19 protein-coding genes are annotated in these 23880 nt (G+C 73.5%); 10 read left to right on the top strand and 9 right to left on the bottom strand.

The window, feature by feature from the left end; translation table 11 throughout:
* The first annotated feature begins 9 nt into the window (after nt 1–9).
* The 3 genes from ABEA15_RS00805 (at nt 10) to ABEA15_RS00795 (ending at nt 4195) form a co-directional block, all read left to right on the top strand.
* Nucleotides 10–2769: a PEP/pyruvate-binding domain-containing protein gene (locus tag ABEA15_RS00805; RefSeq protein WP_345555003.1), complete on the top strand. Its 2760-nt coding sequence runs from the start codon at nt 10–12 to the stop codon at nt 2767–2769.
* A gap of 308 nt (nt 2770–3077) precedes the next feature.
* The gene (locus ABEA15_RS00800; protein WP_345555001.1) at nt 3078–3413 is read left to right on the top strand and encodes an ArsR/SmtB family transcription factor; all 336 of its coding nucleotides are present in this window, start codon (nt 3078–3080) and stop codon (nt 3411–3413) included.
* Nucleotides 3413–4195 (top strand): cation efflux transmembrane domain-containing protein, encoded by a 783-nt coding sequence (locus ABEA15_RS00795; protein WP_345555000.1) that lies wholly within the window; start codon nt 3413–3415, stop codon nt 4193–4195. The genes ABEA15_RS00800 and ABEA15_RS00795 overlap by 1 nt, the downstream gene beginning before the upstream one ends.
* A gap of 96 nt (nt 4196–4291) precedes the next feature.
* Here ABEA15_RS00795 and ABEA15_RS00790 read toward each other — a convergent pair whose 3' ends face one another.
* The gene (locus ABEA15_RS00790) at nt 4292–5548 is read right to left on the bottom strand and encodes an Nramp family divalent metal transporter (protein ID WP_344140118.1); all 1257 of its coding nucleotides are present in this window, start codon (nt 5546–5548) and stop codon (nt 4292–4294) included.
* 209 nt (nt 5549–5757) lie between these two features.
* On the opposite strand from ABEA15_RS00790, the gene ABEA15_RS00785 reads away from it, so the two are divergent.
* On the top strand, nt 5758–6624 hold the full coding sequence (locus ABEA15_RS00785; RefSeq protein WP_344140120.1) for a fructosamine kinase family protein: 867 nt from the start codon (nt 5758–5760) through the stop codon (nt 6622–6624).
* An 83-nt stretch (nt 6625–6707) separates the two neighbouring features.
* Here ABEA15_RS00785 and ABEA15_RS00780 read toward each other — a convergent pair whose 3' ends face one another.
* The 3 genes from ABEA15_RS00780 to ABEA15_RS00770 are packed head-to-tail and all read right to left on the bottom strand — an operon-like array spanning nt 6708 to nt 9088.
* The gene (locus ABEA15_RS00780) at nt 6708–7133 is read right to left on the bottom strand and encodes an ester cyclase (protein WP_345554999.1); all 426 of its coding nucleotides are present in this window, start codon (nt 7131–7133) and stop codon (nt 6708–6710) included.
* Between the two features lie 9 nt (nt 7134–7142).
* Nucleotides 7143–7661 (bottom strand): flavin reductase family protein, encoded by a 519-nt coding sequence (locus ABEA15_RS00775; protein WP_344140124.1) that lies wholly within the window; start codon nt 7659–7661, stop codon nt 7143–7145.
* Nucleotides 7662–7696: 35 nt separating this feature from the next.
* Nucleotides 7697–9088, bottom strand: a complete 1392-nt coding sequence (locus tag ABEA15_RS00770; protein WP_344140126.1) for an LLM class flavin-dependent oxidoreductase — start codon at nt 9086–9088, stop codon at nt 7697–7699.
* An 894-nt stretch (nt 9089–9982) separates the two neighbouring features.
* Between ABEA15_RS00770 and ABEA15_RS00765 the strand changes: the two genes are divergently transcribed.
* Both ABEA15_RS00765 and ABEA15_RS00760 read left to right on the top strand, forming a co-directional pair.
* Nucleotides 9983–11308 (top strand): flavin monoamine oxidase family protein, encoded by a 1326-nt coding sequence (locus ABEA15_RS00765; RefSeq protein WP_344140128.1) that lies wholly within the window; start codon nt 9983–9985, stop codon nt 11306–11308.
* A gap of 840 nt (nt 11309–12148) precedes the next feature.
* A complete protein-coding gene (locus tag ABEA15_RS00760) occupies nt 12149–12937 on the top strand; it encodes an IclR family transcriptional regulator (RefSeq protein WP_344140130.1) in 789 nt (262 codons plus the stop codon).
* On the opposite strand, the gene ABEA15_RS00755 is transcribed toward ABEA15_RS00760, so the two are convergent.
* Nucleotides 12819–13622 (bottom strand): TetR/AcrR family transcriptional regulator, encoded by an 804-nt coding sequence (locus tag ABEA15_RS00755; protein ID WP_345554998.1) that lies wholly within the window; start codon nt 13620–13622, stop codon nt 12819–12821. The genes ABEA15_RS00760 and ABEA15_RS00755 overlap by 119 nt on opposite strands.
* A gap of 358 nt (nt 13623–13980) precedes the next feature.
* Here ABEA15_RS00755 and ABEA15_RS00750 point away from each other — a divergent pair, with 358 nt between their 5' ends.
* The 3 genes from ABEA15_RS00750 to ABEA15_RS00740 all read left to right on the top strand — a co-directional run bounded on the left by ABEA15_RS00750 (nt 13981) and on the right by ABEA15_RS00740 (nt 17236).
* Nucleotides 13981–14868 (top strand): SDR family NAD(P)-dependent oxidoreductase, encoded by an 888-nt coding sequence (locus ABEA15_RS00750; RefSeq protein ID WP_345554997.1) that lies wholly within the window; start codon nt 13981–13983, stop codon nt 14866–14868.
* A gap of 116 nt (nt 14869–14984) precedes the next feature.
* Nucleotides 14985–16034, top strand: a complete 1050-nt coding sequence (locus ABEA15_RS00745; RefSeq protein ID WP_345554996.1) for a PQQ-dependent sugar dehydrogenase — start codon at nt 14985–14987, stop codon at nt 16032–16034.
* 140 nt (nt 16035–16174) lie between these two features.
* A complete protein-coding gene (locus ABEA15_RS00740; RefSeq protein WP_344140138.1) occupies nt 16175–17236 on the top strand; it encodes a type III polyketide synthase in 1062 nt (353 codons plus the stop codon).
* Between the two features lie 82 nt (nt 17237–17318).
* Here ABEA15_RS00740 and ABEA15_RS00735 read toward each other — a convergent pair whose 3' ends face one another.
* From ABEA15_RS00735 to ABEA15_RS00720, 4 genes are all read right to left on the bottom strand, one after another.
* Nucleotides 17319–17720, bottom strand: coding sequence for a peptidase inhibitor family I36 protein (locus tag ABEA15_RS00735; protein ID WP_345554995.1), 402 nt, complete (start codon nt 17718–17720; stop codon nt 17319–17321).
* Between the two features lie 218 nt (nt 17721–17938).
* Nucleotides 17939–19396, bottom strand: a complete 1458-nt coding sequence (locus tag ABEA15_RS00730) for an MFS transporter (protein ID WP_344140143.1) — start codon at nt 19394–19396, stop codon at nt 17939–17941.
* A 92-nt stretch (nt 19397–19488) separates the two neighbouring features.
* Complete coding sequence (locus tag ABEA15_RS00725; RefSeq protein WP_345554994.1) at nt 19489–21063, bottom strand: FAD-dependent oxidoreductase; 1575 nt, start codon at nt 21061–21063, stop codon at nt 19489–19491.
* 94 nt (nt 21064–21157) lie between these two features.
* Nucleotides 21158–22480, bottom strand: coding sequence for a metal-dependent hydrolase family protein (locus tag ABEA15_RS00720; protein WP_345554993.1), 1323 nt, complete (start codon nt 22478–22480; stop codon nt 21158–21160).
* A 130-nt stretch (nt 22481–22610) separates the two neighbouring features.
* On the opposite strand from ABEA15_RS00720, the gene ABEA15_RS00715 reads away from it, so the two are divergent.
* Complete coding sequence (locus tag ABEA15_RS00715; protein WP_345554992.1) at nt 22611–23618, top strand: Lrp/AsnC family transcriptional regulator; 1008 nt, start codon at nt 22611–22613, stop codon at nt 23616–23618.
* Nucleotides 23619–23880 lie beyond the last annotated feature (262 nt).

Genomic DNA, 23880 nt, shown 5'->3' with positions numbered 1-23880 from the left:
AGGACGACGATGAACCGAGAACCGGACGCCGTGCTGTACCCCTTCGCCACAGCCGGTCGGCCCCCTGCAGCGCAGGTGGGCGGCAAGGGCGCGTCGCTGATCGAGATGACCCGCGCCGGACTGCCGGTGCCGCCGGGGTTCGTGCTGACCACGGCGTTCTTCAGGCCGTGGCTCGAACACCTGCGCGCCGCCCCTGCGTGGCGCGGCTTCGCCGAGGCCGTCGGCGCCGACGGCCCCTCCGACGACGACCTGCGCACGCGCGCCGCCGACCTGCAGGCCGCGGGCGAGGACCTGGCGCTGACCTCCGAGCAGGAGCGCCGTCTGTCCGAGGCGCTGGACGGGCTGGCGGGCGCGGACCCCGGGCCCGGCGGCGCGCCGGGGACGCGGCTGCTGGCCGTGCGCTCGTCGGCCCCGCACGAGGACCTCGCCGGAGCGTCCTTCGCCGGGGTCTACGAGAGCGTCCTGGGTGTCCGGCCGGACGAGCTGGCCGCGGCTCTGCGCACGGTGTTCCTCTCCGCTGTGGGCTTCCCGGCGGTCTCCTACAAGCGCCGGCGCGGCTTCGACCCCGCCGCGGCGGAGATCGCGGTGGTCGTGCAGTGCCAGCTCGACAGCGCCTCGGCGGGAGTCGCCTTCTCGCTGAACCCGCAGAACAACGACTACGACGAGGTCGTGATCCAGGCCAACTGGGGCTTGGGCGAGACCGTGGTCGCAGGCAGCGTCACACCGGACCGGTTCGTGGTGGACAAGGCGACGGGGCGCCTGCTCGAAACCAGGCCGGGCGCCAAGGAGACCGCGCTGTGGTCGCGGCCCGAGGGCGGCTCGGTGGAGAGGCGCGGCGAGGGCGGCGGCGACCCCTCGCGGTGCGCTCTGACAGCCGAGCAGGCCGCGGCCCTCGCGCGGATGGTCGCGCGCGCCGAGGCGCTCACCGCCGCCCCGGTCGACGTCGAATGGGCCTACACCGCTGACGGCGAACTCTCGCTCCTGCAGGCGCGCCCGGTCACCGCCTACTTCCCGGTGCCGGAGGAGCTGCGCACCGCACCGGGGGCTCCCCGGCGGCTCTACCTGGACACCACGCTGCTCGAGGAGGGGATGCAGGAGCCGCTGTCGGTGCTCGGCGAGCAGTGGATGGCCGAAGCCGTCGTCGAGATGATCCGGCAGGTGACGGGGCGCCGGTTCTCGACGCGGGAGAGCGGCGGCCTCATGCACACGGTGGGCGGCCGGTGGTACCTGAACGCGTCGAACGTGCTGTGGCTGGGCACCGAGCGGCTGGCCGCGTCGCTGGCGACGCTCGACGTCCACGCGGCGCGGACCGTGCGCAACGTCGACGCGCGGTACTACCGCAGGGCCGCGAAGAGGCCGGCCCCGGCGGACGCGGCACGGACGGTCGCGGGCACCGTCGCCCACGCCTCGGGCCTTGTCGCCAGAACGCTGGGCGCGCTGGCGGCTCCCGAGCGGGCGCGGCGGCGCTACGCGGGCGCCGTCGACCGGCACCGCCGCCACCTGGACGACGTGGAACGCACCGCGCCCTCGCTCCGGCACCTGGGCGAGCAGACCATGAAGCCGGCCGTGCGCCTGCTCGTCCGCGAGGGCCTGCCCCTCACCGCCGCGGCGGAGGCGGCGACGTCCCTGCTCACGGCGCTCTACCGGCGCTCCCCGGCCGAGCAGAGGCGGTCTCTCGGCACCGCGCTGCGCTCGATGCCCGACAACACCACGATCGAGATGGGCCTGGCTCTCTACGACCTCGCGCGGTCGCTGGAGGAGCACGCGGGACCCGACGCCTACACCGATCCCGCGGCGCTGGCCCGCCGCATCGGTGAGCGGGATCTGCCGCCGGCGTTCCTGGACCGGTGGGACGCGTTCATGGCCGACTACGGGTTCCGCGGGCCCGACGAACTGGACCTCGCCACGCCCCGCTACGCCGACGACCCCCGGCCGGTACTGGAGCAGATGCGCCACTACATGCTGCTCGACGAGGAGACGCGGGAGAACCCGCGGCAGGCCAGCGAGCGGCGCCGGCGCGAACGGCGCGACGCCTACCGCCGGCTCCTCGACGGGACCCGCAGCCCCCTGAAGGCGCGGCTCGTGGCACGTCTGTACCGCACCGCCGAGGTTCTCGGCGGCCTCCGGGAGATCCACAAGTACCAGCTGGTCAGGGACGGCTACCGGGTGCGCCGGCGCGCCCTCGCGGCCGGTCGCGAACTCGCCGAGGCCGGTCTGCTGGACACAGCCGAGCAGGTCTTCGACCTGACCTGGGAGGACCTCGCCGAAGCAGCCCGGACACCCGGCACGCCGGAGGCGGACCTGCGCGCCCGCGCCCGCGGCAACACCCGCTACCGCAGGCTCGTCCGGCAGATGCCGGGCACCCGGTTCCCGGTCGCGGTGGACTCCCGCGGCCGCATACCCCGTCCCGCGCCCCGGGCGGCGGCCGCGAACGCGCTGGTCGGAGAGGGGGTCTCGCCCGGACTGGCGTCGGGGCCGGCGAAGGTGCTGAGCACGGTCGGCGAGAAGCCCGTGCTGCCCGGCGAGGTGCTCATCGCCCGGGCCACGGATCCCGGCTGGACTCCCCTCTTCGTCAACGCCGCGGGCATCGTCCTGGAGACCGGCGGCAGCTTCCAGCACGGCGCGCTCGTCGCCCGCGAGTACGGCAAACCCTGCATCGTCGGCATCGAGGACGCGACCCGGCGGATCGCCGACGGCCAGGCCGTCGAGATCGACGGCACGGCCGGGACTCTGACCGTCGTCTCCGACCCCGCGGAGTCGCGGCCCTGAAGTCCCGCCCCGGCCGCACCCCGCGGCCTCGGCCGGGCCGGCCGTGTGGCGCGCTGCCGGGCCACACGGCCGCGGTCGCCGCCGGGCTCGCATGCGCCGCCGGTCGGGGCGAGCCCGCGGCCGGCGGGGAGCGGTTCGTGGCGCTTGATCGATCCGGCGGGCGGCGCGGCCGTGCCGCCGGGGGCACGGCACGCCGCAGCCCCCGATCCGCGGGGGGACGTGGGCGCCCAATGGAACGGGAGAACGATACGCCAGGAGATCATGGATTCATCTTCACAAGGATTCAGAGAATTGTGTATCGTCGGCGTATGCTGACCCTCGCCACCGACGTCGACGCCCTCTCCCGCTTCGGCCGCGCCCTGGCCGACCCCATCCGCTGCCGCATCCTCCTGCGGCTCCGGCAGGCGCCCGCCCACCCCGCCGACCTCGCCGACGCCCTCGACATCAGCCGCACCCGCCTGTCCAACCACCTCGCCTGCCTGCGCGACTGCGGCCTGGTCGTCGCCGTGCCCCAGGGCCGCCGCGTCCGCTACGAGATCGCCGACCCCCGCCTGGGCCACGCCATCGACGACCTGCGCTCAGCGGTGCTCGCCGTGGCCGACGACACCACCTGCCCGGAGGCCGACGAGAAGGACTGCTGCTGATGGCCCACCAGATCACGCCGCGGGTATCGGACCGGCGCCGGGAGGTACTGACCCGTCGCATCCGCCTGCTGGTGGCCGCCACCATCGCCTACAACGTGGTCGAGGCCGTCGTCGCCCTCACCGCCGGAACGCTGGCCTCCTCCACCGCCCTCATCGGCTTCGGCCTCGACTCGGTCATCGAGGTCTCCTCGGCGGCGGCTGTGGCCTGGCAGTTCTCCGCGCGCGAAGCCGCACTCCGCCAGCGGCGCGAACGCCGTGCGCTGCGCATCATCGCGGTGTCGTTCTTCGCGCTGGCCGCCTACGTCTCCTTCGAGGCCGTGCGCTCCCTGCTGGGTGCGGGCGAGGCCGAGCCCTCGCTGACCGGCATCGTTCTGGCGGGACTGTCGGTGGGGATCATGCCCGTGCTGTCGCTGACCCAGCGCCGCACCGGTCGCGAGCTGTCCTCGGCGTCGGCGGTGGCCGACTCCAAGCAGACCCTGCTGTGCACCTACCTCTCCGCCGCCCTGCTGGCCGGCCTGCTGGCCAACGCCCTGCTGGGTTGGGCCTGGGCCGATCCGCTGGTCGCCCTCGCCATCGCCGCGGTCGCAGTCAAGGAGGGCCGCGAGGCCTGGAAGGGCGACGCCTGCTGCGCCCCGGGCGGCATCGCCGCCGCCGTCGGCACCCCCGCCCCCACCCACACTCACACCGGCGCCGCGACCGGCACCGCGACCGGCACCGCGAGCGGCACGGCCGAAGACGCCTGCGGGTGCGAGCCCGGCTGCTCCTGCTGCGCCCGCGACTGAGGCGAGCGCACACCCGGCGCCCGTACCCGATGCCGCGGTGGGGGCATCCGGGCTCAGCGCCCTGGTCGCCGCAGGCCCCGGCGGCCTCGCCCCGGCTCAGCTCTGCCCGGTGGCGGTGAGATAGACGAGCGCGACGTTGAGGGCGACCACGGCCGCCGCGACCGCGACGGCGGCGGCCGTGACCCCGCGCCCGTTCACGTGCCGTCCCATGACGTCGCGCCGGGCGGTGAGGACGACGAGGGGAACCAGCGCGAAGGGGATGCCGAAGGACAGCACCACCTGCGACAGGACCAGGGCCCGGGTGGGGTCCAGCCCCAGGGCGAGCACCGCCAGGGCCGGCAGGAGGGTGATCAGCCTGCGTGCGAACAGCGGGATGCGCCGGCGCAGCAGGCCGTCCATCACCACGGCGCCCGCGTAGCAGCCCACCGCCGTCGAGGAGAGCCCGGACGCCAGCAGCCCGACCGCGAACAGCAGCCCGACGGCCGGACCCAGGTTCGCGCTCACGGCGGCGTGGGCGCCCTCCAGCGACTCGCCCGTCTCGCTGCCCTGCAGCGCACTCGCGGCCAGCAGCAGTATGGCGAGGTTGACCGCGCCGGCGAGCAGCATGGCGGCCCCGACGTCGACCTTGTTGGCATCGAGCAGCCGCTGCAGGAGCGGCCCGCGCCGGCGTCCGTGCCGGTCGCGCGCCAGTGCCGAGTGCACGTAGACCGCGTGCGGCATCACCGTGGCCCCCAGCATGCCGGCCGCCAGCAGGACGCTCTCGGTCCCCGCGAACCGCGGGGCGAGACCGCCCAGGGCGCCGGAGGCCGAGGGCGGCTCCACGACCAGTCCCGCCATGAACCCCAGAGCGATCACGCCGAGCAGTCCGGTGATGGCGCGCTCGAAGGGGCGCTGCCCGTAGCGGTTCTGCATCGCCAGCAGCCCCAGCGAGACCACCCCGGTGATCACGCCGCCGAGGAGCAGCGGGACGTCGAAGAGGATGCGCAGCGCGATCGCCCCGCCCAGCACCTCGGCCAGATCGGTGGCCATGGCCACCAGCTCCGCCTGTGCCCAGTAGCCCAGCCGGGCGGCGCGCGGCAAGCGCTCGCGCAGCGCCTCCGGCAGGGACCGGCCGGTCACCAGCCCGAGCTTGGCGGAGAGGTACTGCACCAGGAAGGCCATGGCGTTGGCCGCCACGATGACCCACACCAGCAGGTAGCCGTAGGTCGCGCCGGCGGCGACGTTCGTGGCGACGTTGCCGGGATCGACATAGGCGATCGCGGCGACGAACGCCGGACCGAGCAGAGCGACGCCCGAACGCAGGCGCGACGTCGTCGAGCGTGCCGCGCCGGTCGGGGAGTCGAGCAGTCCCACGCCAGACCTCCGTGCCAGAGCGATCGGAAAAGTTCGGCAGGGCCAACTTAATGCCACGGGTTGCCGAACTGGAAACGCCCCCCGGCACACCGGCCGTGCGGGGCCGGGCACGCTGCTCTCCGCCGCAGACCACCGGCGTCCCGCGGACGGCAGCGGCCCGCGGCGGTACCGTGGGCCCGAACCGGCACCCGCTACCCAGTGAGCACGCCATGTCCCAGCCGACTCCCGCGCCCCCTCCGGCGGCGGCCATCGCGGCGGCCGCCTCCAGCGAAGTGCGCTCCTGCACCCCGCTGGGCTCCTCGCACGCGTGGACCCTGCACCGCGGCGAACTGGCCGACGGGCGCCCCTTCTTCGCCAAGGTCGCCGACGGCTGCGCCGAGGCGCTGGGCTCGGAGGCCGCCGGGCTGCGCTGGCTCGCCGAGGCGCCCGGAGGTGCCGCCGTGCCTGAGGTTCTCGCCGCCGACGAGGGCGTACTGGTGCTGGAACTCGTCCGCGAGCACCGCGCGGACGCTGAGGCCGCCGCCGAGCTGGGTCGGCGCCTGGCGCTCACCCACCGGGCCGGGGCACCGTCCTTCGGCGCGTCGCGGCCCGGGTGGCTGGCCACACTGCCCTTGGACAACACACCGGGCGAACGGTGGCCCGAGTGGTACGCGCGGCGCCGCCTGCTGCCCTACCTGCGCGACGCCCGCGACCGGGCGCACCTGGACTCTGAAGACGTGGCGCTCCTGGAGCGCGTCCTCTCCCGCGTCGCCGCCCTCGCGGGCCCCGACGAGCCCCCGGCCCGCATCCACGGCGACCTGTGGGGCGGCAACGTGCTCTGGGGGCCTGAGGGGGCGGTGCTGATCGACCCCGCCGCCCACGGCGGGCACCGCGAGACCGACCTGGCCATGCTGGAGCTGTTCGGCGCGCCCCACCTGGACCGGATCCTCGCCGCCTACCACGAGGCCTATCCCCTGGCCGAGGGCCGGCGGGCCCGCGTCCCGCTGCACCAGCTGCACCCGCTGCTCGCCCACGTGTGCCTGTTCGGGCGCAGCTACCGCACCCCGCTACTCGACGCCGCGCGGCGCCTGCTCTAGGAAGCCGCCCCCGCGGCACCCGCGGGGGCGTTCCGGCCGACGCGGCCGCCGCGCGGTTCGACGAGCACGTGTCCACCTCGGCCCTAGCGTTCGGCGCGGGAGCCCAGCGCCCAGATGTTCATGGCCGACAGCAGTTCGCGCGGATCCCAGACGACCCACTCCTCGGCCAGCAGCGCGCCCTCGAACCGGCAGAAGGACGCCCCGGTCACGGTCACCATCCGGTCCGTGGGCGGCACGCCCATGAACTCGCCGGTGTGGGTCCCCCGGCTCTGCCAGCGGAGCGCGAGGAGCGCGCCCTCCTCGACGGTTTCGAGGATCTCGGTACGCAGGTCGGGAAACGCCTTCTGAGAGGCGGCGATGGCGGACCTGACCGATTCGAGGCCCTCCGAGCCGCTCTTGGTGTGGCGCACGTAGCCGCTGGTGAGCAGGCCCTCGAAGGTGTCGATGTCACCGTTTCCCCATGCGGCGCGCCAGGCGTTGAGCAGGTTCCGGCGCCGGTCCTCGTTCATGCCCCGCTCCTAACCCGCAACCGCTGCGCTGTCGGACAGACCGGCGTACCGGCCGAACTCGCCGGCCTGGAAGAGCAGCGGCTCCCCCGCGGCCGACTCCATCGAGACCACGCCGCCGACGACCATGAAGTGGTCGCCGACCACGATCTCCGCCTGCACCTCGCAGTCGATCCAGGCGATCGACTCCGGCAGGTGCGGGGTCCCCAGTGGGCCGCTCGTGTACCGCAGGCCCTCGAACTTGCCGGCCCCCTTGCGGGAAAGCGCGCGGCACACGTGGGTCTGGGCGCTGGCGAGGACGTTCGCCGTGAAGTACTGCCGGCGCCGGATCCTGGGCCACGTGGAGGACGCCTCGCCGACGCTGAAGGTCACCAGCGGCGGTGTCAGCGAGAGCGAAGCCAGCGTCCCGACGATGAAGCCGAGCTCCTCGCCGTCCTTGTCCAGGCCGGTGACCGCCGCCACGCCGGTGGGCAGCCGCCCCATGACACTGCGGTAGTGCTGCTGGGAGATCGGGGACTCGACCGTCAACATGGACCACACCTCCTGTCGATGCGTGGGCTTTGCTTCTAGGCGCCGACGCCCTGCGGTCGGCGCTCGCGGTGGCCCGCTCCGGGGTGGTCGTCGCGGAGCCGGGTCACACCGGGTCCGTAGAGCTTCTCCCGCAGGGTGGAGCCGTCGTAGTCGTCCCACACGAGCTCGCGGCGCTGCAGCTCGGGGACGACCAGTTCGATGAAGTCGGCGATGTCCCTGTGCTTGAGGGCGTGGCCGATGTTGAAGCCGCTGACCCCGGTCCGGCGCATCCACTCCTCCAGCTGCACCGCCACGGTGGCCGGCGAGCCCACCAGCGTCGGGCCGGTCCCGCCCACGCCGATGTACTCGGCGATGTCGCGCGGGGTCCAGTCGCGGTCGGGGTCGGCCTTGGAGAAGATGTCGACCATGGTCTGCCCGGCCTCGGTCTTGACGTTCCGCAGCGGGACGTCGGGGTCGAACCGCGCCATGTCGAGGCCGGTCCAGCCGCTGTAGCGGGCCATCGCGCCCGCATAGCTCACCAGGCGCCGGTACTCCTCGTAGCGCTGGTGCGCCTGCTCGTCGGTCGGCGCGCAGACGACGGTCAGCATCTGCAGGACCCGGACGCTCTGCGGGTCCCGCCCCGCCGCCTCCGCCTGCGACCGCAGGTCGTCGACCTGCCGCTTCAGTGCGCTCATCGAGGTGGCGTTGGCGAAGACCGCCTCCGCGCTCGCCGCCGCCAGGGCCCGCCCCTTCGACGAACCGCCGGCCTGGAAGAGCGCGGGGGTGCGCTGCGGCGACGGCTCGCACAGGAAGAAGCCCGGCACGGTGAAGTAGGTGCCCCGGTGCTCGATCGCGTGGATGCGCGAGGGGTCCGCATAGACACCGCCCGCGCGGTCGCGGCGGACGGCGCCCTCCTCCCAGGACCGCTCCCAGAGCTTGTAGCACACCTCCAGGTACTCCGCGGCCATGTCGTAGCGCTCGTCGTGCGGGACCTGGCGTCCGGTGCCCATGTTCCGCGCCGCGCTCTCGGCGTAGGAGGTGACCAGGTTCCAGCCGATGCGTCCGGAGGTGAGGTGGTCCAGGGTGGTGAAGCGCCGCGCCAGCGCGTAGGGGTGTTCGTAGGAGGTGGAGGCGGTGATGCCGAACCCCAGGTGGGTGGTGGCGCTCGCCATCGCCGGCACCACCAGGGCCGGGTCGTTGACCGGTATCTGCGCCGCGTCGCGCAGGGCCGCGTCCGCACTCCCCTCGTAGACGTCGTGGTAGCCGACGTTGTCGGCCAGGAACAGGCCGTCGAACCGGCCCTCCTCCAGCAGCTTCGCGTACTCCGTCCAGTACCGGACGTCGGTGTAGCGCGCACCCCGGTCGTCCGGGTGCCGCCACAGTCCGGCCGACAGGTGCGCCGGCCCGTTGAAGTCGAAGGCGAACAGCCGCATCCGCTCGTGGGACATTGATCCCCCTAGTGTTCAATAAATGAACATATAAGCCACTATATGAACGCCATGAACCGCACAGTACGGTCGGCCGCTCCGCTCCGTCAAGATGCGACGCAGAGGGTTTCCACCGGCTGCCACCCGACCGGAAACCCGGTCGGGAAACCACTGCCACCAGCGGTTTCTTCGGCAGTGCAGGCGCGAGGGCCGCAGCCGCCGCCTTGCAACGGCCGCAGCACACCACCGAGCAGGGCCGCGCACTCCGCCGCGGGCCGGAACGCGCACTCCCACCGACCCACGCCCGTACCGTCCAGTTTTGGCGTGTCCAGAACCAGTAATGAACGCGGTGCTCAGGAGCGCACGCCGCTCGGGCGGCGCCGTACCGGCGCCCGCGGCACGGCTGTCGGACCCCACAGGGTGGGGTGTAAGCCGCGCCTCACAGGCGGAGAGCCCTGCAGCCGGGGGCAGGGCCGCGGCGGCTTCGTCGGTGCTCGGCAGGGGCATCGATCTCTCTCCGCCCATGGCGCACTGTTGTTCCTGTTCTCATACAGAACGCTGCGTCCAATTACTGCGACACTGTGACGACCATCGCGGCCAAGGACAGCAGCCGCAAACCGCCTCATCGGTACGCCCTCTCCCGCGAACCGCGAGAACCACGCCTTGACGGCCTCGACTACGACTCCTTAAACTGAACAATACGTCCGTATATTGAACGTCAATATGTGCAGCTGAATCCCGGTTCCGGGTGCGTCGTCCGGACCTCCCGCCGACGATCGACGGTTCGTTCCCCTCCTTCGCCTTCGACGGGCAGACGCCCGTCCGCGGGCCGCCGGTCGCGCGGCCGCCCGGAGCCGAAGGCCCGCCTCCGTCGGCTTCGGCACCGGGAGCCGAAGCATCCGAGAGAGGCACGCCATGCAGGAGAAGACCGACGTCGTCATCGTCGGGGCCGGGATCGCCGGCCTGGTCGCGGCGCGCGAACTGGGCCGGAGCGGGCTGCGCGTCACCGTGTTGGAGGCCCGCGAGCGCCTGGGCGGGCGCGTGTGGACCGACGAGCGCCTCGGCCGCCCCCTGGAGATCGGCGGCACGTGGGTGCACTGGGTGCAGCCGCACGTCTGGGCGGAGATCACCCGCCACGGGCTGCCCGTCACACGCGGGCCGCGCCCCGAAGAGGCCTACTGGCTGGCCGGAGACGAGGTGCGCACGGGCTCGCTCGACGCGTTCATGGAGCTCATCGACCCGGGCATGCGCCGCCTCATGGCCGGGACGATGCGAGCGATCCCCCGGCCGGACATGCCGACCGCGGCGCCCGGGATCGGCGCCCTCGACGGCGCCACCGTGCAGGAGAAGCTGGACGAGCTCGACCTGCCCGTGGAGGAGCGCAACGCCAACGAGGCCGCCTGGGTCGGCCACCTCAACGCCCCACTGGACCAGGCCGGCTTCAGCAGCGCCCTGCGGTGGACCGCGGCCACCGCCGGGTCCTGGCACCTGATGCACGAGGCCTCGGCCGTGTTCCGACTGGCCGGCGGTACCCGCGCCCTGGTCTCGGCGATCGCCGCCGAAACCCGCGCCGACATCCGCACCTCCTGCCCCGTCGAGCGGATCGGCCACGGCCCCGGCGGGGCGGTGGTCACCACCGCGGGCGGCGCCGAGATCGCGGCGGAGCGGGTCGTCGTGACGCTGCCGCAGAACATCCTCCCGGACCTGGCCCTGTCCCCCGCGCTCCCGGAGGACAAGCTCGCCGCCGGCCGGGAGAGGACCGCGTCCCAGGGCGTGAAGGTGTGGATCCGGGTGCGCGGCCCGGTCGCCCCCTTCTTCGCCTACTCCTCCGCGCACCACCCGCTGTCCGTCGTGCGCACCGAGTTCCTCGGGGAGGACGACGCCGTCCTGGTCTCCTTCGGGGCGGACTCGCGGCGGATCTCCCCCCACGATCGCGACGCGGTCCAGAAGGCCCTCCGCGTCTGGCGGGACGACCTGGAGGTCCTCGAGGTCACCGGGCACGACTGGATGGCCGACCCGCGCTCCGGGGAGACCTGGCTCATCCACCGCCCCCACCAGCTCACCCGCCACCGGGACCGGCAGCGCAGCGCCGAAGGCGTCGTGCACTTCGCCGGAAGCGACCACGCCGACCTGTGGCCCGGGTTCATCGACGGCGCGATCGAGAGCGGCCTGCGCACGGCCGCCGACGTCGCCGCCGCGGCCGGTCGGACGACTGGCGCGACCGAGCCGCCCCGTACCTGACGACAGGGCCAGACCACCGTCCTGGCCGCCATCGAGAACCTGCCCGCAGCCGAAACCGGTGCCCAGGAGGCTCGACCGGGCCCTCGCACCCGCCACGCGCGCCGCCGCGCTCGACTCCGAGCGGGACGCCCTGCTCGCCGCGGTGCGGCCGCCGCACCGGGAGTGGAGGTCCGCTCCACGGTGGGTTCGACGCCGCCGCGGACGACGTGCCCGCCGCCGGCGCGACACCGCTCCGGGCGCACGCGCGCGACCTGCCGACCAGGCGTCCCCTGCTGGAGACGACGCTCGGCCCGACGGCCACCGTCGTCGAGTACCCCTCCCGGGAGGAGCTTCACCGGGTGCCGGTGCGGCTCCCCGGCGGCCTCGCCGCCACGGTCCGCACCTCCGCCCGGCCCGGAGACACCGGGTCCGCGGAGGTCCGCGCGCTGCCAGCGCCGGCGGCGGCGCCGAACCCGCCCCCGGCCCGGGCCCCTCGGGCCGCGGCCCGAGGGATGCCCGCCCGGGCGGCCGCGAAAGCGGCGCTTTCGCGGCCGTGCGAAACAGGGGAATTGACCGCTCCATTCACGGCGAATTCCGCGGGGCAGACGATGCATTCCCGTCCATTCTCCTGCGCACTCGAGGAAATCACACCGGCGGCCTTTTCCGCCGGCGGCGCTCGGAAAGGCGATCGGTTCGGCCGCGCAGGCACACGCCGCAGGCGGGACCGGCGTGCGGTGCCGCAGAGGACGGAGCCACCACCGGTGACGCGCTCGCAACACGTCGTCCCTGGTCCTCCCGATACAGTGGCAACTGCAATGCGTCCCGCAATAAGCGGGCGAGGACAAGCTGGAGGACCAACCCATGGGCGACTCACCCGAACCGGCGGACATGACCAACAAGTCCGTGGTCAAAGCCGTCCGCCTGCTTCGGGAACTCGCCAGGCATCCGAACGGCGCGACGGCGACGACCCTGGCCGCCGCGACGCGCATCGCCCGCCCCACGGCGTTTCGGCTCCTCCACAGCCTGGAGCAGAACGGCTTCGTCGACCGGGTGGACAACAACTACATCCTCGGCTGGGAACTGGCGCGGCTCGGCAAGATCGCCGACCCTTACTCAGGGCTCGTGAAGCGGGTCCATCCCCTGCTGGACGACCTCGCCGCCGAACTCGGCGAGACGGTGACGATGTCGGTCACCGTGGGCGACGACGGCCTGGAGCTGATCGCCCAGGCCGACAGCGCACACCTGGTCGGCGTCGCGATGGGCAAGCAGGTGGGCCGGCACTTCCCGCTGCACGCGAGCTCGACCGGCAAGGTGCTGCTGGCGGAGATGCCGCAGGACAAGGTCACCTCGCTCCTTCCGGAGAAGCTCGAGTCCTTCGCGCCCCGAACCATCACCGACCGCGATGCGCTTCTGAAGGAACTCGGCGAGGTCCGGGAGCAGGGCTACTCGGTGATCGACAACGAGTTCGAGGAGGGCCTGCTCTCGCTGTCGCGTCCGGTGCGCGACTCCTCGGGCAACCTCGCCGCCATCCTCACCGTCGACGGACCGCGCTACCGGTTCGGCCGTGACCGCATCCCCGACGCACTGCAGCACATGCAGGCCACGGTGACCCGGATCTCCGACCTGCTCTGGGGCGACGCACCGGAGTAGGTACTCCGCGCCGCGGGGAGGCCGCCCGCCCGGCGGTGCCCGTCGCCGCGGCCCCGCACCGGCCCCGACCGCGCGACGCCCCGCAGGGGGCGCCGCCCGCCGGCCCTCGGCCGGCGCCGCGGTCGGTGGCGGCCGGCTCCGGGCGGCCCGCTCCGCGCGGGGCCGCCCCGTGGAGCGCCTGGTCGACCAGGCGCTCGGCGATGGACTCGTCGAAGGGCACCCTGAGCACGAGCAGCCGGTGGTAGCAGGCGCCCCACAGCTGGTCCACGATGATGTCGAGGTCCGCGTCCTCGCGCAGCTGGCCCTGCCGCCGAGCGATGCGCAGACGCTGGCGCGCGAGTTCGCGCCGAGGCAGCGCGTAACTCTCCGACCAGGCCTGGGCGAGGCTCTCGTCCATCTGGGCGGCGCCGATGAGCTCAGACAGGGGCTTCTCCGCGCCGTCGTCCTTCAGCCAGCGCACGAACGAGCGGAGCTGGGCGACCAGGTCGGCGCGCACATCACCGGTGTCGGGAAAGTCCAGCAACCGCCGGCTCTGGGCGAAGTACGCCTCGGCCGCGAGCGCACCCGGCGACGGCCACCACTTGTAGAGGGTCGTCTTGCTGGCCCCCGCTTCCGCCGCCACGCGGTCGAACCTGACCGCCTGCATGCCGTCTCGCAGCAGAATGCGCCCGGCTGCGGTGAGCACGTCGGCGCGCACCTCCGCGGCCGGCCGACGGCCCCGGCCCCGTTGCACGGCAGAGCTTTCGGACATCGCCACCCCACTTATGGACAGACTGTGCATTTCTGCGTATCGTCGTATGTGAACAACTAGTCCATATCGTAGCGGAGGATCGGATGACGGCCCACAGCACAGCGCGGCTCGCGCTCGTCAGCGCCGGCAGGCCGATCGCCCCCTCGGGCCCGCCGGGACGGCTCGGCTCCGCCGAGGAATCGCCGAGACCGGCGCGTTCCTCGCAGGGCCCCGCGCGCCGGGTGAGCGGACGGATCCGCCACGTCAGCGCGGAGCCGCCTGAAGGGACCCGCCAGAAGGAAGGGAACCGAAGATGTCCATCGCAGTGATCACCGGTGCCGCCACCGGCATCGGGCGCGTGACCGCCGAGACCCTCGCCGCGGCAGGCCACACCGTCTACGCGACGATGCGCGACCCCGGCGACCGCAACGCCGCCGCCGCGGCCGAGCTCCGGGCCCGCGCCCGGTCGCACGACCGCGACCTGCACGTCGCCGAACTCGACGTGACGTCCCAGGCCTCGGCCGACAGCGCCGTGGAGCGCATCGTCGGCGAGACGGGCGCGATCGACGTCGTCGTGCACAACGCCGGGCACCTGTCCATCGGGTACGTCGAGGCGTTCACCGACGACGACATCGCCCACCTGCTCGACGTCAACGCGATCGGGGCGCACCGGGTGAACCGCGCGGTCCTGCCGCACATGCGCCGGCGCCGCTCGGGAACGCTCGTCTACGTCGGCAGCACCATCCTCGTGACCACCCCGCCCTTCCTCGGCCCCTATGTGGCCTCCAAGGCGGCGTTCGACGCGCTCGCCGTCGTGACCTCCTACGAGGCGTCGCAGTTCGGCATCGCGACCTCGATCGTCATGCCGGGGGCGATCACGCAGGGCACGCAGCACTTCCCCAACGCGTCGAGGGCCACCGACGAGAACGTGGCCGCCCAGTACGCCGAGCTGGACCCGCTCGTCGAACGGACCCACGAAGCGCACGAGCGGCTCTTCGAGCCGGGGACGACCGCCGACCCGCAGGAGGTGGCCGAGGAGATCCGGCGCGTCCTGGCCCTTCCCGCCGGAGGCAGGCCGTTCCGGTCCGTGGTGGACGCCGCCCGTGCGGGGGCCGACCACGTCATGGCCTTCAGCGACCTGACGCGCGAGGCCTTCGTCCGGCGCCTCGGCTTCGCCGAGACGTTGGAGCTCAAGCGATGAGCGGCCACGGGACAGGGCGGACGGCCGCGGGCGCGCGATCGCTATCGCGCGCAGCGATCCTCGCGGCGTCGGTCGCCGTCGCGGCGAGCGGGTGCTCCGGCGCGCCGGACGGTCGCGTGGCGGTTCCCTCCCCCTCCGCAGCCGCCGGCACCGCCCCGGCCGGCGCGGTCGCCGACCTCGGCGAGCCGGAGGAGCTGACGACGGGGCTGGAGGCGCCCTGGGGGCTCACCTTCCTCCCGGACGGATCGGCGCTCGTGTCCGAGCGCATCAGCGGTGAGATCCTGCGCGTCCCCCCGGAAGGGGGCGATCCGCGCACGGTCGGCGCCGTCCCCGACGTGGAGGTGACCTCGGAAGGGGGCCTGCTCGGCATCGTCGCCTCCCCCGGCTTCGCGGACGACCGCACCGTCTTCGCCTCCGTCTCCGGGCAGGACCAGAACCGCGTCGTCGCACTCACCGTGGCCGACGACTACGGCTCCCTGACCGTCGACCGGGTGCTGCTCGACGGCATCCAGACCGCCGACCGCCACCACGGCGGCCGTCTCGTCGTCGGGCCCGACGGGCACCTGTGGATCGGGACGGGTGACGCGTTCGAACCCGAGAACGCCGCCACCGGCGACTCGCTCAACGGGAAGATCCTGCGCATCGCCCTCGACGGCTCGATCCCCGGCGACAACCCCGATCCGGCGTCGCCGATCTACTCCAGCGGCCACCGCAACGTCCAGGGGATCGCGTTCGGGCCCGACGGCACGCCCTACGCCTCCGAACTCGGCCACCGCACCTGGGACGAGGTCAACGTCCTCCGCGCGGGCGCCGACTACGGATGGCCGGAGACCGAGGGCATCGCGGGATCCACGGGGGAGGCTCCGATCGCCACCCTCCGCCCCGACGACGCCAGCCCCTCCGGCGTCGCCTTCGCCGAGGGATCGCTGTGGATCGGCGCCCTGGGCGGCCGGCGGCTCTGGCAGCTTCCCGTCGAGGGCGGCGCCGCGACCGCCGAACCGATCGACCACCTCGCCGGCGACCACGGCCGCATCCGCACCGTCGAAGCCGCCCCGGACGGCGCCCTCTGGCTCATCACGTCGAACACCGACCGCGCCACCTGGGGCGGTACCGACCCGCGTCCGGGCGACGACCGGATCCTCCGCGTCGAGGTGGACCGGGGCTGACAACGGGTGCGCGACACGGACCGTTCCGCGCCGACGCGGCCGAGCGCCGATATGCCCCCCCTTAGCGCAGGGGTATTCGGGGTAGCGGGCCCGGTGGCGCGGCGGGGCGACGTCGAGGGCCCCGAACAGACCTGGGAGCGATGATGCGTGTCGCGGCCGTACGAACCGTGCTGCCGGAGCACTACTACAGCCAAGAGGAGATCACCGACGCGGTCGCGCGGTGGACACAGGCCGACGAGCGCCTTCTGCGCCGGTTCCACGCCGCCACCCGGGTCGCCGGGCGGCCGCTGGTGTGGCCGGTCGAGGCCTACCGCGACCTGGACGACTTCGGCACCGCCAACGACGCCTTCATCGACAACGCGCTCGACCTCGGCGAACGCGCGATGCGGGAGGCCCTCGCGCGGGCCCGGACGGACGCGGACGAGGTGGACCAGATCATCGTGTGCTCCTCCACCGGCGTGGCCACCCCGACCCTCGACGTCCGCCTGGCCCAGCGCGTCGGGCTGCGCCCCGACGTCAGACGCGTCCCCGTGTTCGGGCTGGGCTGCTCCGGAGGCGCCGCCGGCCTGGGGCAGCTGCACGACTACCTGCGCGGCCGGCCGGAGCAGGCGGCGGTGCTCGTGTGCGTCGAACTCTGCTCGCTGACCTTGCAGCGCGACGACACCTCCACCGCCAACCTGGTGGCCAGCGGACTGTTCGGCGACGGGGCCGCGGCCGTGGTGGCGCTGGGGGAGCAGGCGGCCGAGCGCGGGGACAGGGCCTGGGACGGCCCCCGGGTCGTGGCCTCCCGCAGCAAGCTCTACCCCGACACGGAACGCCTGATGGGCTGGGACATCGGCGAGCACGGTTTCCGCACGATCCTGGCCGCCGATCTGGCGGACCAGGTGGAGGCCGTCCTCGCCGACGACGTCGCCTCGTTCCTCGGCGACCACGGCCTCTCGCCGAAGGAGGTGTCCTCGTGGGTGTGCCACCCCGGCGGCCCCAAGGTCATCGAGAGGATCAGCGACGTTCTCGGCCTCCACCACGGCGAGCTGGACCTCACCTGGCGCTCGCTCAGGCGGCTGGGCAACCTGTCGTCGGTGTCGGTGCTCGACGTGCTGGAGGAGACGATCGCCGACCGCCGCCCGCCCGAGGGCGAGCCCGGCCTGCTGATGGCCCTCGGGCCCGGGTTCTCCGCCGACCTGGTCCTGCTGCGCTGGTGAGCTGCAGCCGGCGCGCCCCGAGCCGGAACGGGCGGACGGGACGGGTGACGGCATATCACCCGTCCCGCACCGCACATTCACCTCAGCAGTAGTACGTGTAGCTCTCCGCCTTGTTGTCGAAGCCCTGCCGCTCCAGATTGCCCCAGCGGCCGGGGCCGAGGTCCACATATCCGCCGGCGAACCCGTCCAGGTCCCAGAGGCGGATGGTGCAACCGGTCTCGTTGATAACGGACGAAATCTCGTTGTCGCCGTCCCACCCGTCGATGTCGCACCCCTCGGGCGGACACTGACCGCGCGTGGTCTGGACGTACAGCGACCCGGTGAAGTCGGGGTCCTCCCACATGCGCACCTCTCCGGGCGCCGCCGTCATCGGCGAGACGGGCGCTGTATCCGGGGTGGAGGCGAACGCGCTCGGCGCCGAAACCACGCCGGCCGCCACCATGAATCCCGCCGCACCGAGAACCCGTGTTTTTCTGCCAAGCAAGATGACACCTTCCCTTCGAGGTGTTCGACTTGATCCGGCAGAGAAAACGCTAGGAGTCCGAGGTTGGGCACTAGTTGGACAATGGTTGCGCCGAATCGGGACGATTCCGATTCTTCGGCATAATCTGTTCCGCCGACTCCGCTATTCGCACCCGTACCCGCGGCGTTTTCCGCCCCTGCTCATCGGCGGCCGGCACCGTCGGCCGGCGGGCGGGAGGCTCACGCGCTGGCCCCGTCCTCGGCGCGTGCCGCGGCCCGCCGCCGCACCACCACGACGGCCAGCACCCCGGCTGCAGCGAACGCGCCGAGCGCGACGGCGATGTAGGCCGACACCCCCGCGGCCGAGTTCTCCGTGGACCCGCCGACGACCACGTCGGTGGACTCGAGCACCGCCGCGCCCACGAAGTTCAGCACCACCGAGCCGATCGCCACCATGACCATGACCAGGCTGGACACCCCGCCCTGGCGGTCGGCGGGTGCCAGGGCTCCCGCCATGTTGAAGCCGGAGGTCACCAGCGCGCCCGCCGCCAGACCCAGCAAGAAGACGAAGAACACCGCCGCGGCGAACACGGAGGCGCCGAGGAACATCCCCACGGTCCCCACCGTTCCGAGCGCCACGCCGGCGGCCAGTGCCGGGGCGGGTCCGATGCGTGTCGCGAGCGCTCCGGCCACGGGTCCGCCGACCATGATCCCGACCGCCGGCACGGCGAGCACCATTGCCAGCGACCCCTGGTCGGCGAGCCCGTACCCGAGCCCCAGAGCGGCCGGCACGTCGGCGACGATGGAGACGAGCTGCAGCATGCTCTGGTATGCGCCCGTCCCCAGGACGACCACCAGCAGCGTGAGCACGAGGGGCCCGCCGAGGTTCCTGACGTCGATCACGGGTTCGGGCTTGCGGCTCGAAACCAGGAACCACCGGGCCAGTGCTGCCGTACCTCCGCCGAGCAGGGCGAGTGGGCCGGGGGCGAACCAGCCGAGCTGCGATCCCAGGCTGATGTAGCTGAGCGCCATCACCAGGCCGCCGCCGAGCAGCAGGGCCCCGGAGAAGTCGATCCGGCCCGGCGTCCTGATCCGGGACTCGGGGATGAGGAAGCGCACGCAGACCGCCGTGCCCAGGGCGAGGCCCGCCGACAGCAGGAACAGGCTCCGGAACCCGAACTGCGCGGCCAGCGCCTCGACGAAGAAGGAGTCGGCGATGCTGAGGACCGCGGAACCGGAGGTCACGACGCCGACGACGACCATGCCGATGCGGGAGGCGCAGATGTCGCGGACGAGCGCCACCGTGAGGAACATGGCCGCCACGGCCGCGCCGTGCAGCATGCGCCCGACGATGAACACCCAGATGTTGGGCGCGGCCGCGCACGCGAGGGCGCCGGCGCAGCTGATGAGCAGTGTCACCCCCAGCACCTTCCGCTTCCCGTGGACGTCGGCGCTCTTGCCGAGCAGCGGCGCCCACATCGCCCCCGCCAGCATGGCGCTGGCGTTGAGCCAGGCCGCCTGGTCGGTGTCGAAGTGGTCGAGCATCCGGGAGAGGACGACCAGCGGCGCGCCGATGGCCGTGTCGGCCATGAAGTTCACCGTGACCAGCACGGCCGCCTGGACGGCGAGCAGCGCGTTCCAGCGCGTGTGCCGACCGCCGCCGGCCGGTTCGGTGCCGGTGGTGCTGCTGTCGTGCATGGGGCCCTTTCGTGGTGTCTGGGTGCGTCTCGTGGTGTCTGGTACGCCGCGGACAGGCGGCGGCTCCCCTGGGGGAGTGCCGCGGGCGCGGCCTAGTAGGGCCGGACTCGGTTGCCGCTCGACCGGAACGGAGCCAGGTGCTCGATGAGGGCCGCCTCCCGGCTCGCGGGGATTCGGGCGATGATGTGGCCGTCGGTCCTGATGAGGATGAGCTCGCCGCGGCGGGGCCGGTAGGCGCGCTGGAAGTCGCCCTCGGCGTCGACGATGGCGCTGTCCGGCCCCGGCCCGATGCGGTGCACGTGCATGTGGGTCGGTTTGGCGTTGTCGAAGATCACCGGCCGGGTGTGCTCGTAGGCGATCAGGGACCAGTGCGGCCCGCGCAGGAGGTCGAAGAGGTCGCCGCTGAAGTCTGCGCCCTCCAGCCCTCTCGCGTTGGGAGCCCGGTCGCCGGGCGCCGGTCCGGAGGCGGGCTGCTCGCCTTCGCGGTAGACGAGCGGGCTCGCTCGGTAGTGGATCCCCAGTCCGCTGTTCCGGCCGCCTTCACCGATCCCGGCCAGGGCCGAGCTCAGGCCGTCCGCACTGCCCCGATCGACTTGTTCCAGGGTCCGCGTCATCTTGTCCGCGCTCATCTCCAGCACGGTGCGGGCGACCGGCATGCGTTCGGCGCCGTAGGTGTCCAGCAGGGCAGTGCGCGCGCCGTCGAGGACGCTGGTGATCTTCCAGCCGAGGTTGTAGGCGTCCTGGATGCCGGTGTTCATGCCCTGGCCCCCGGCGGCGGAGTGCACGTGGGCGGCGTCGCCGGCGAGCAGGACGCGGCCCTGGCGGTACCGCTCCACCATGCGGGCGTTGACCTGGTAGACCGACAGCCAGCTCGCGTTGTCCAGCGCCACGGCTCCCGCTCCGGCGCGTTCGTCGAACAGCCGCTGGTAGAGCTCCAGGGAGGGGGTGTGCGCCTCCTGGCCGGGCAGGATGGGGCTCTGGAACTGCCACAGGCGGGCGCCGAGCGGGGTGAGGCCCAGCATGCCGTGTTCGGAGGGCCAGATGTGCATGCGGTCGCGGTCGAGGTCGGGGCCGGTGACGTCGCCGAGGTACCAGCGCTGCCGTTCGCCGGTCCTGCCGACCAGGGGGAGGCCGACGAGCCTGCGGGTGCCGCTCCTGCCGCCGTCGGCGGCCACGACGAAGCGGGCGCGGACGGTCCGCTCGCCGTCGGGGGCTGCCAGGGTGACGGTGGCACCGTCGCCGTCCTGGTCGAGTCCGACGGCCTCGCGGCCGAACTCGACGCTTGTGCCGAGCTCCGCGAGCCGGTGCCGCAATGCGTGCTCGACGTCGAACTGGCCGATCCACAGCGCGTCGGGGTAGGGCGTGCGGAACGCGTCGTCGGCCCGGACCGAGATCGACGGCTTGTCCACGACCGCTCCGGAGGGTTCGTGGAACCGCATGGGCAGCCGGGCGACCCCGTGCCGCAGGACGTGGTCGACGGCGCCGAGGTCGTCGAGCACTTCGAGGGACCGGGGCTGGACGGTCTTGGCCCGGGTGGCGCGGTTTGGCTCGGGGTCCCGCTCGACGACGCGGTGGTCGACGCCGCGGCGGGCGAGGTCGCAGGCCAGGGTCAGGCCGGTGGGCCCGGCTCCGATGATGAGGACGTCGGTGTCGGATGCGTCGGTCATGGTGTCCTTCCGGCTTTCGGTGCACGGCGGCGGGTGCGGGAGCGGCAGCCGGCCCGGGAGGGCGCGGCCGGGCGCCCGCTCGGGGGCGAGGGGGTCATCGGGAATCGCCGGCGCCGGGAGCGGCGGCCGGTGCCGGAGGGGGTGCGCCCTCACGGCCGGTGGAGCCGGTCCCGGGTGGCGGAAGTGCGGACTTGCGGACGACTCCCTGCTGGGCGACCAGGACGATGTTGTCCGGCTCGGCCAGGACGCCGATGTCGCGCAGCGGGTCGCCCGCGCAGACGACGACGTCGGCGAGCATGCCCGGCCGCAGGGCGCCCAGCCGGTCCTCGACCCCCAGCAGGCGCGCGCTGGTGGAGGTCGCGGCGCGGATCGCCTCCATCGGGGCCATGCCCAGCTCCACCAGGTGGGCCAGCTCGGCGAGGTTCCTGCCGTGGGCGGAGATCCCGGCGTCGGTGCCCATGGCGACGGTCACCTTCCGCCCGATCGCCGCGGCGATGTTCTCCTTGGTGCGCTCGTTCCACCGCATCTTCTTCTCGTAGCGCCACGGCGGGCCCGTGGCCGCGTCCAGCGGCTCGAAGACGGTGGCCAGGGTCGGCACGAGGACCGCCCCGCGCTCGCCGAGCAGGTCGCAGCCCTGCTCGTCGATGCCGAAGCCGTGCTCGACGGAGGCGGCGCCGCCGCGGATCGCGGCGAGGACGCCCGCCCCGCCCTGGGCGTGTGCGGCGACCGCGCGCCCGCGGTGCCGGCGCGCCTCGTCCACGGCCGCGGCGACCTCCTCCTCGAGCAGGTCCTCGTCGTCGGGGTCGTCGCCCGCGCTGCTCATGCCGCCGCTGGTGCAGATCTTGACCAGGTCGGCGCCGGCGCGCAGCAGCCGGCGCGCGGCCAGGCGCACCTCGTCCGCGTCGTCGGCCAGTGCGCAGAAGTCGAAGCCGAGGTCGACCCCGCCGGGCAGGGTGGTGTCGGCGTGTCCGCCGGTGTGGCTGATGATGCCCACGGACGTCTGCAGGCGCGGGCCGGCGACGAGTCCGCTGCCGACCGCGTCGCGGAACCCGGCGGGAAGCGCGCCCAGATCGCGCGCCGACGTGATCCCGGCGTCCAGGGTGCGGCGCAGCCGCTCGGCCGTCTGCAGCGTGCGCAGGGCGGGGCTCGTCATGAGCGCCTCGTCCACGATCGACCGGTCCGAGGGCATGCCCAGGTGCACGTGGCAGTCGAAGAACCCGGGCAGCAGGGTCCCTCCCCGGCCGTCGACGGAGCGGACGTCCGGGGAGGGGGCGGGCGCCCCGCTCGCGGGGCCGGCGTAGGCGATCCGGCCGTCGGCGCCGGCGTCGAGCACGGCGTCGGCCACGACCGCCGAACCGAGTCCGTCGACGAGCCGGACGTTGTGCACGCGCAGCGCCGCACTGCTGTCGATCTCCATGACAGGTCCTGTTCCGCAGCGATCTCGTTCTGACCGTCGTGACGCTACGGTGATCTCGCATGAGAACGCCGAAGTTGCATGTTCTCGTCGAAATCGCGCTGTCTGTGCATGAAAGGTGCTGTCGCCGAACATGGGAGAACCGGACTTCGACGAACTCGACGTCGCCGTGGTGGACGCCGTGCGGTCGGCTCCGCGCGCGAGCTGGCGGGAGCTGGCGCCGGTGCTGGGGATCGACCCGGCGACTGTCGGCCGGCGCTGGTCGCGGATGCAGTCCGCAGGGGCGGCGTGGGTCACCGCCCACCCGGCCGGCGGTGCGACGCCGACCTGCGCCCTGGTGGAGATCAGCTGCGCGCCGGGGCGGTCGGGCGAGGTGGCCGGCGTCCTGGCCGGCGACGTCGAGGCGGCCACCGTCAAGCTGACGGCCGGCGCGCGCGACGTGCTCGTGCTGGCGCAGGCCCCCGACCTCGGCGCGCTGTCGGACTACCTGCTCGACCGGGTGGGACGGGTCCCGGGCCTGACGGACATGCGCAGCCACCTCATGACGCGGTCGGCCCTGGAGGGCAGCCGCTGGCGCGAGGGCGCCCTGGACTCGGAGCAGCGCACCCGGCTGCACACCCGCGCCGGCAGCCGGCCGGACTCGGGCGCCGCCCTGCAGGAGCCCGACCGCCGCATCGTCCGAGCGCTGAGCGCCGACGGCCGGATGCGCTTCGAGCGGCTCGCCGAACAGGTCGGCCTGGGACCCGTCGCCGTGCGGCGCCGCCTGGCGCGGCTGGAGGAGACGGGACTGGTCATCCTGCGGTGCGATGCCTCCCGGCACCTGTCCGGGCGTCCGGTCGCCGCCGTCTACTTCGGCTCGCTGGACGTCGACGAACTGGAGAACGCCGAAGGGCGGATCCGCACGCTGCCGGGGGTCCGGGCCTGCAGCCTCGTCGCCGGCCCCTACAACGTCGTAGTCGACGCGTGGCTGCACTCGGCCGCGGAGGCCCACGACCTCGAACGGCGGATGCGGCGGGTGCTGCCCGCGCTGCGGATCGAGGACAGGTCGATCGTCCTGCGGCCGGTCAAGCTGCTCGGCCGCATCCTGGACGCCGAGGGGAGGTCGGTGCGCTCCGTGCCGCTGCTGGCCGACGACCCCTGACCGGTGCGGTCCGCCCGGAGCCGCATCCGGGTGCCCGGGGCGGTAGGTTTATAACAGTCGTCATAATCACTGCCTCGCCGTCCGGAAGCCCCCCCATGCCCCGCCGACACCGCACCGACGCCCGCGCATCCGCCCACGACGGGCCCGCGCACGACGCCGACACCGTGCGGGAACCGCTGTTCCGCCGCACCGGCGCGCCGCGCCGCTCGGGGCCGCCGCGCCGGGAGAGCCGCCGGCCGCTGCTGCGCCGCGGACGCGACCA

The sequence above is a fragment of the Streptomonospora halophila genome, from assembly GCF_039542725.1.
Classification (GTDB): Bacteria; Actinomycetota; Actinomycetes; order Streptosporangiales; family Streptosporangiaceae; genus Streptomonospora; species Streptomonospora halophila.
This window is presented reverse-complemented; position numbering and strand designations above follow the sequence as displayed.

Bases quoted from the DNA above. Each gene is read 5' to 3' on its own strand.
- ABEA15_RS00805 (WP_345555003.1), top strand. From the start codon at position 10: ATGAACCGAGAACCGGACGCCGTGCTGTACCCCTTCGCCACAGCCGGT.
- ABEA15_RS00800 (WP_345555001.1), top strand. From the start codon at position 3,078: ATGCTGACCCTCGCCACCGACGTCGACGCCCTCTCCCGCTTCGGCCGC.
- ABEA15_RS00795 (WP_345555000.1), top strand. From the start codon at position 3,413: ATGGCCCACCAGATCACGCCGCGGGTATCGGACCGGCGCCGGGAGGTA.
- ABEA15_RS00785 (WP_344140120.1), top strand. From the start codon at position 5,758: ATGTCCCAGCCGACTCCCGCGCCCCCTCCGGCGGCGGCCATCGCGGCG.
- ABEA15_RS00780 (WP_345554999.1), bottom strand. From the start codon at position 7,133: ATGAACGAGGACCGGCGCCGGAACCTGCTCAACGCCTGGCGCGCCGCA.
- ABEA15_RS00775 (WP_344140124.1), bottom strand. From the start codon at position 7,661: ATGTTGACGGTCGAGTCCCCGATCTCCCAGCAGCACTACCGCAGTGTC.
- ABEA15_RS00770 (WP_344140126.1), bottom strand. From the start codon at position 9,088: ATGTCCCACGAGCGGATGCGGCTGTTCGCCTTCGACTTCAACGGGCCG.
- ABEA15_RS00765 (WP_344140128.1), top strand. From the start codon at position 9,983: ATGCAGGAGAAGACCGACGTCGTCATCGTCGGGGCCGGGATCGCCGGC.
- ABEA15_RS00760 (WP_344140130.1), top strand. From the start codon at position 12,149: ATGGGCGACTCACCCGAACCGGCGGACATGACCAACAAGTCCGTGGTC.
- ABEA15_RS00750 (WP_345554997.1), top strand. From the start codon at position 13,981: ATGTCCATCGCAGTGATCACCGGTGCCGCCACCGGCATCGGGCGCGTG.
- ABEA15_RS00740 (WP_344140138.1), top strand. From the start codon at position 16,175: ATGATGCGTGTCGCGGCCGTACGAACCGTGCTGCCGGAGCACTACTAC.
- ABEA15_RS00730 (WP_344140143.1), bottom strand. From the start codon at position 19,396: ATGCACGACAGCAGCACCACCGGCACCGAACCGGCCGGCGGCGGTCGG.
- ABEA15_RS00725 (WP_345554994.1), bottom strand. From the start codon at position 21,063: ATGACCGACGCATCCGACACCGACGTCCTCATCATCGGAGCCGGGCCC.
- ABEA15_RS00720 (WP_345554993.1), bottom strand. From the start codon at position 22,480: ATGGAGATCGACAGCAGTGCGGCGCTGCGCGTGCACAACGTCCGGCTC.
- ABEA15_RS00715 (WP_345554992.1), top strand. From the start codon at position 22,611: ATGGGAGAACCGGACTTCGACGAACTCGACGTCGCCGTGGTGGACGCC.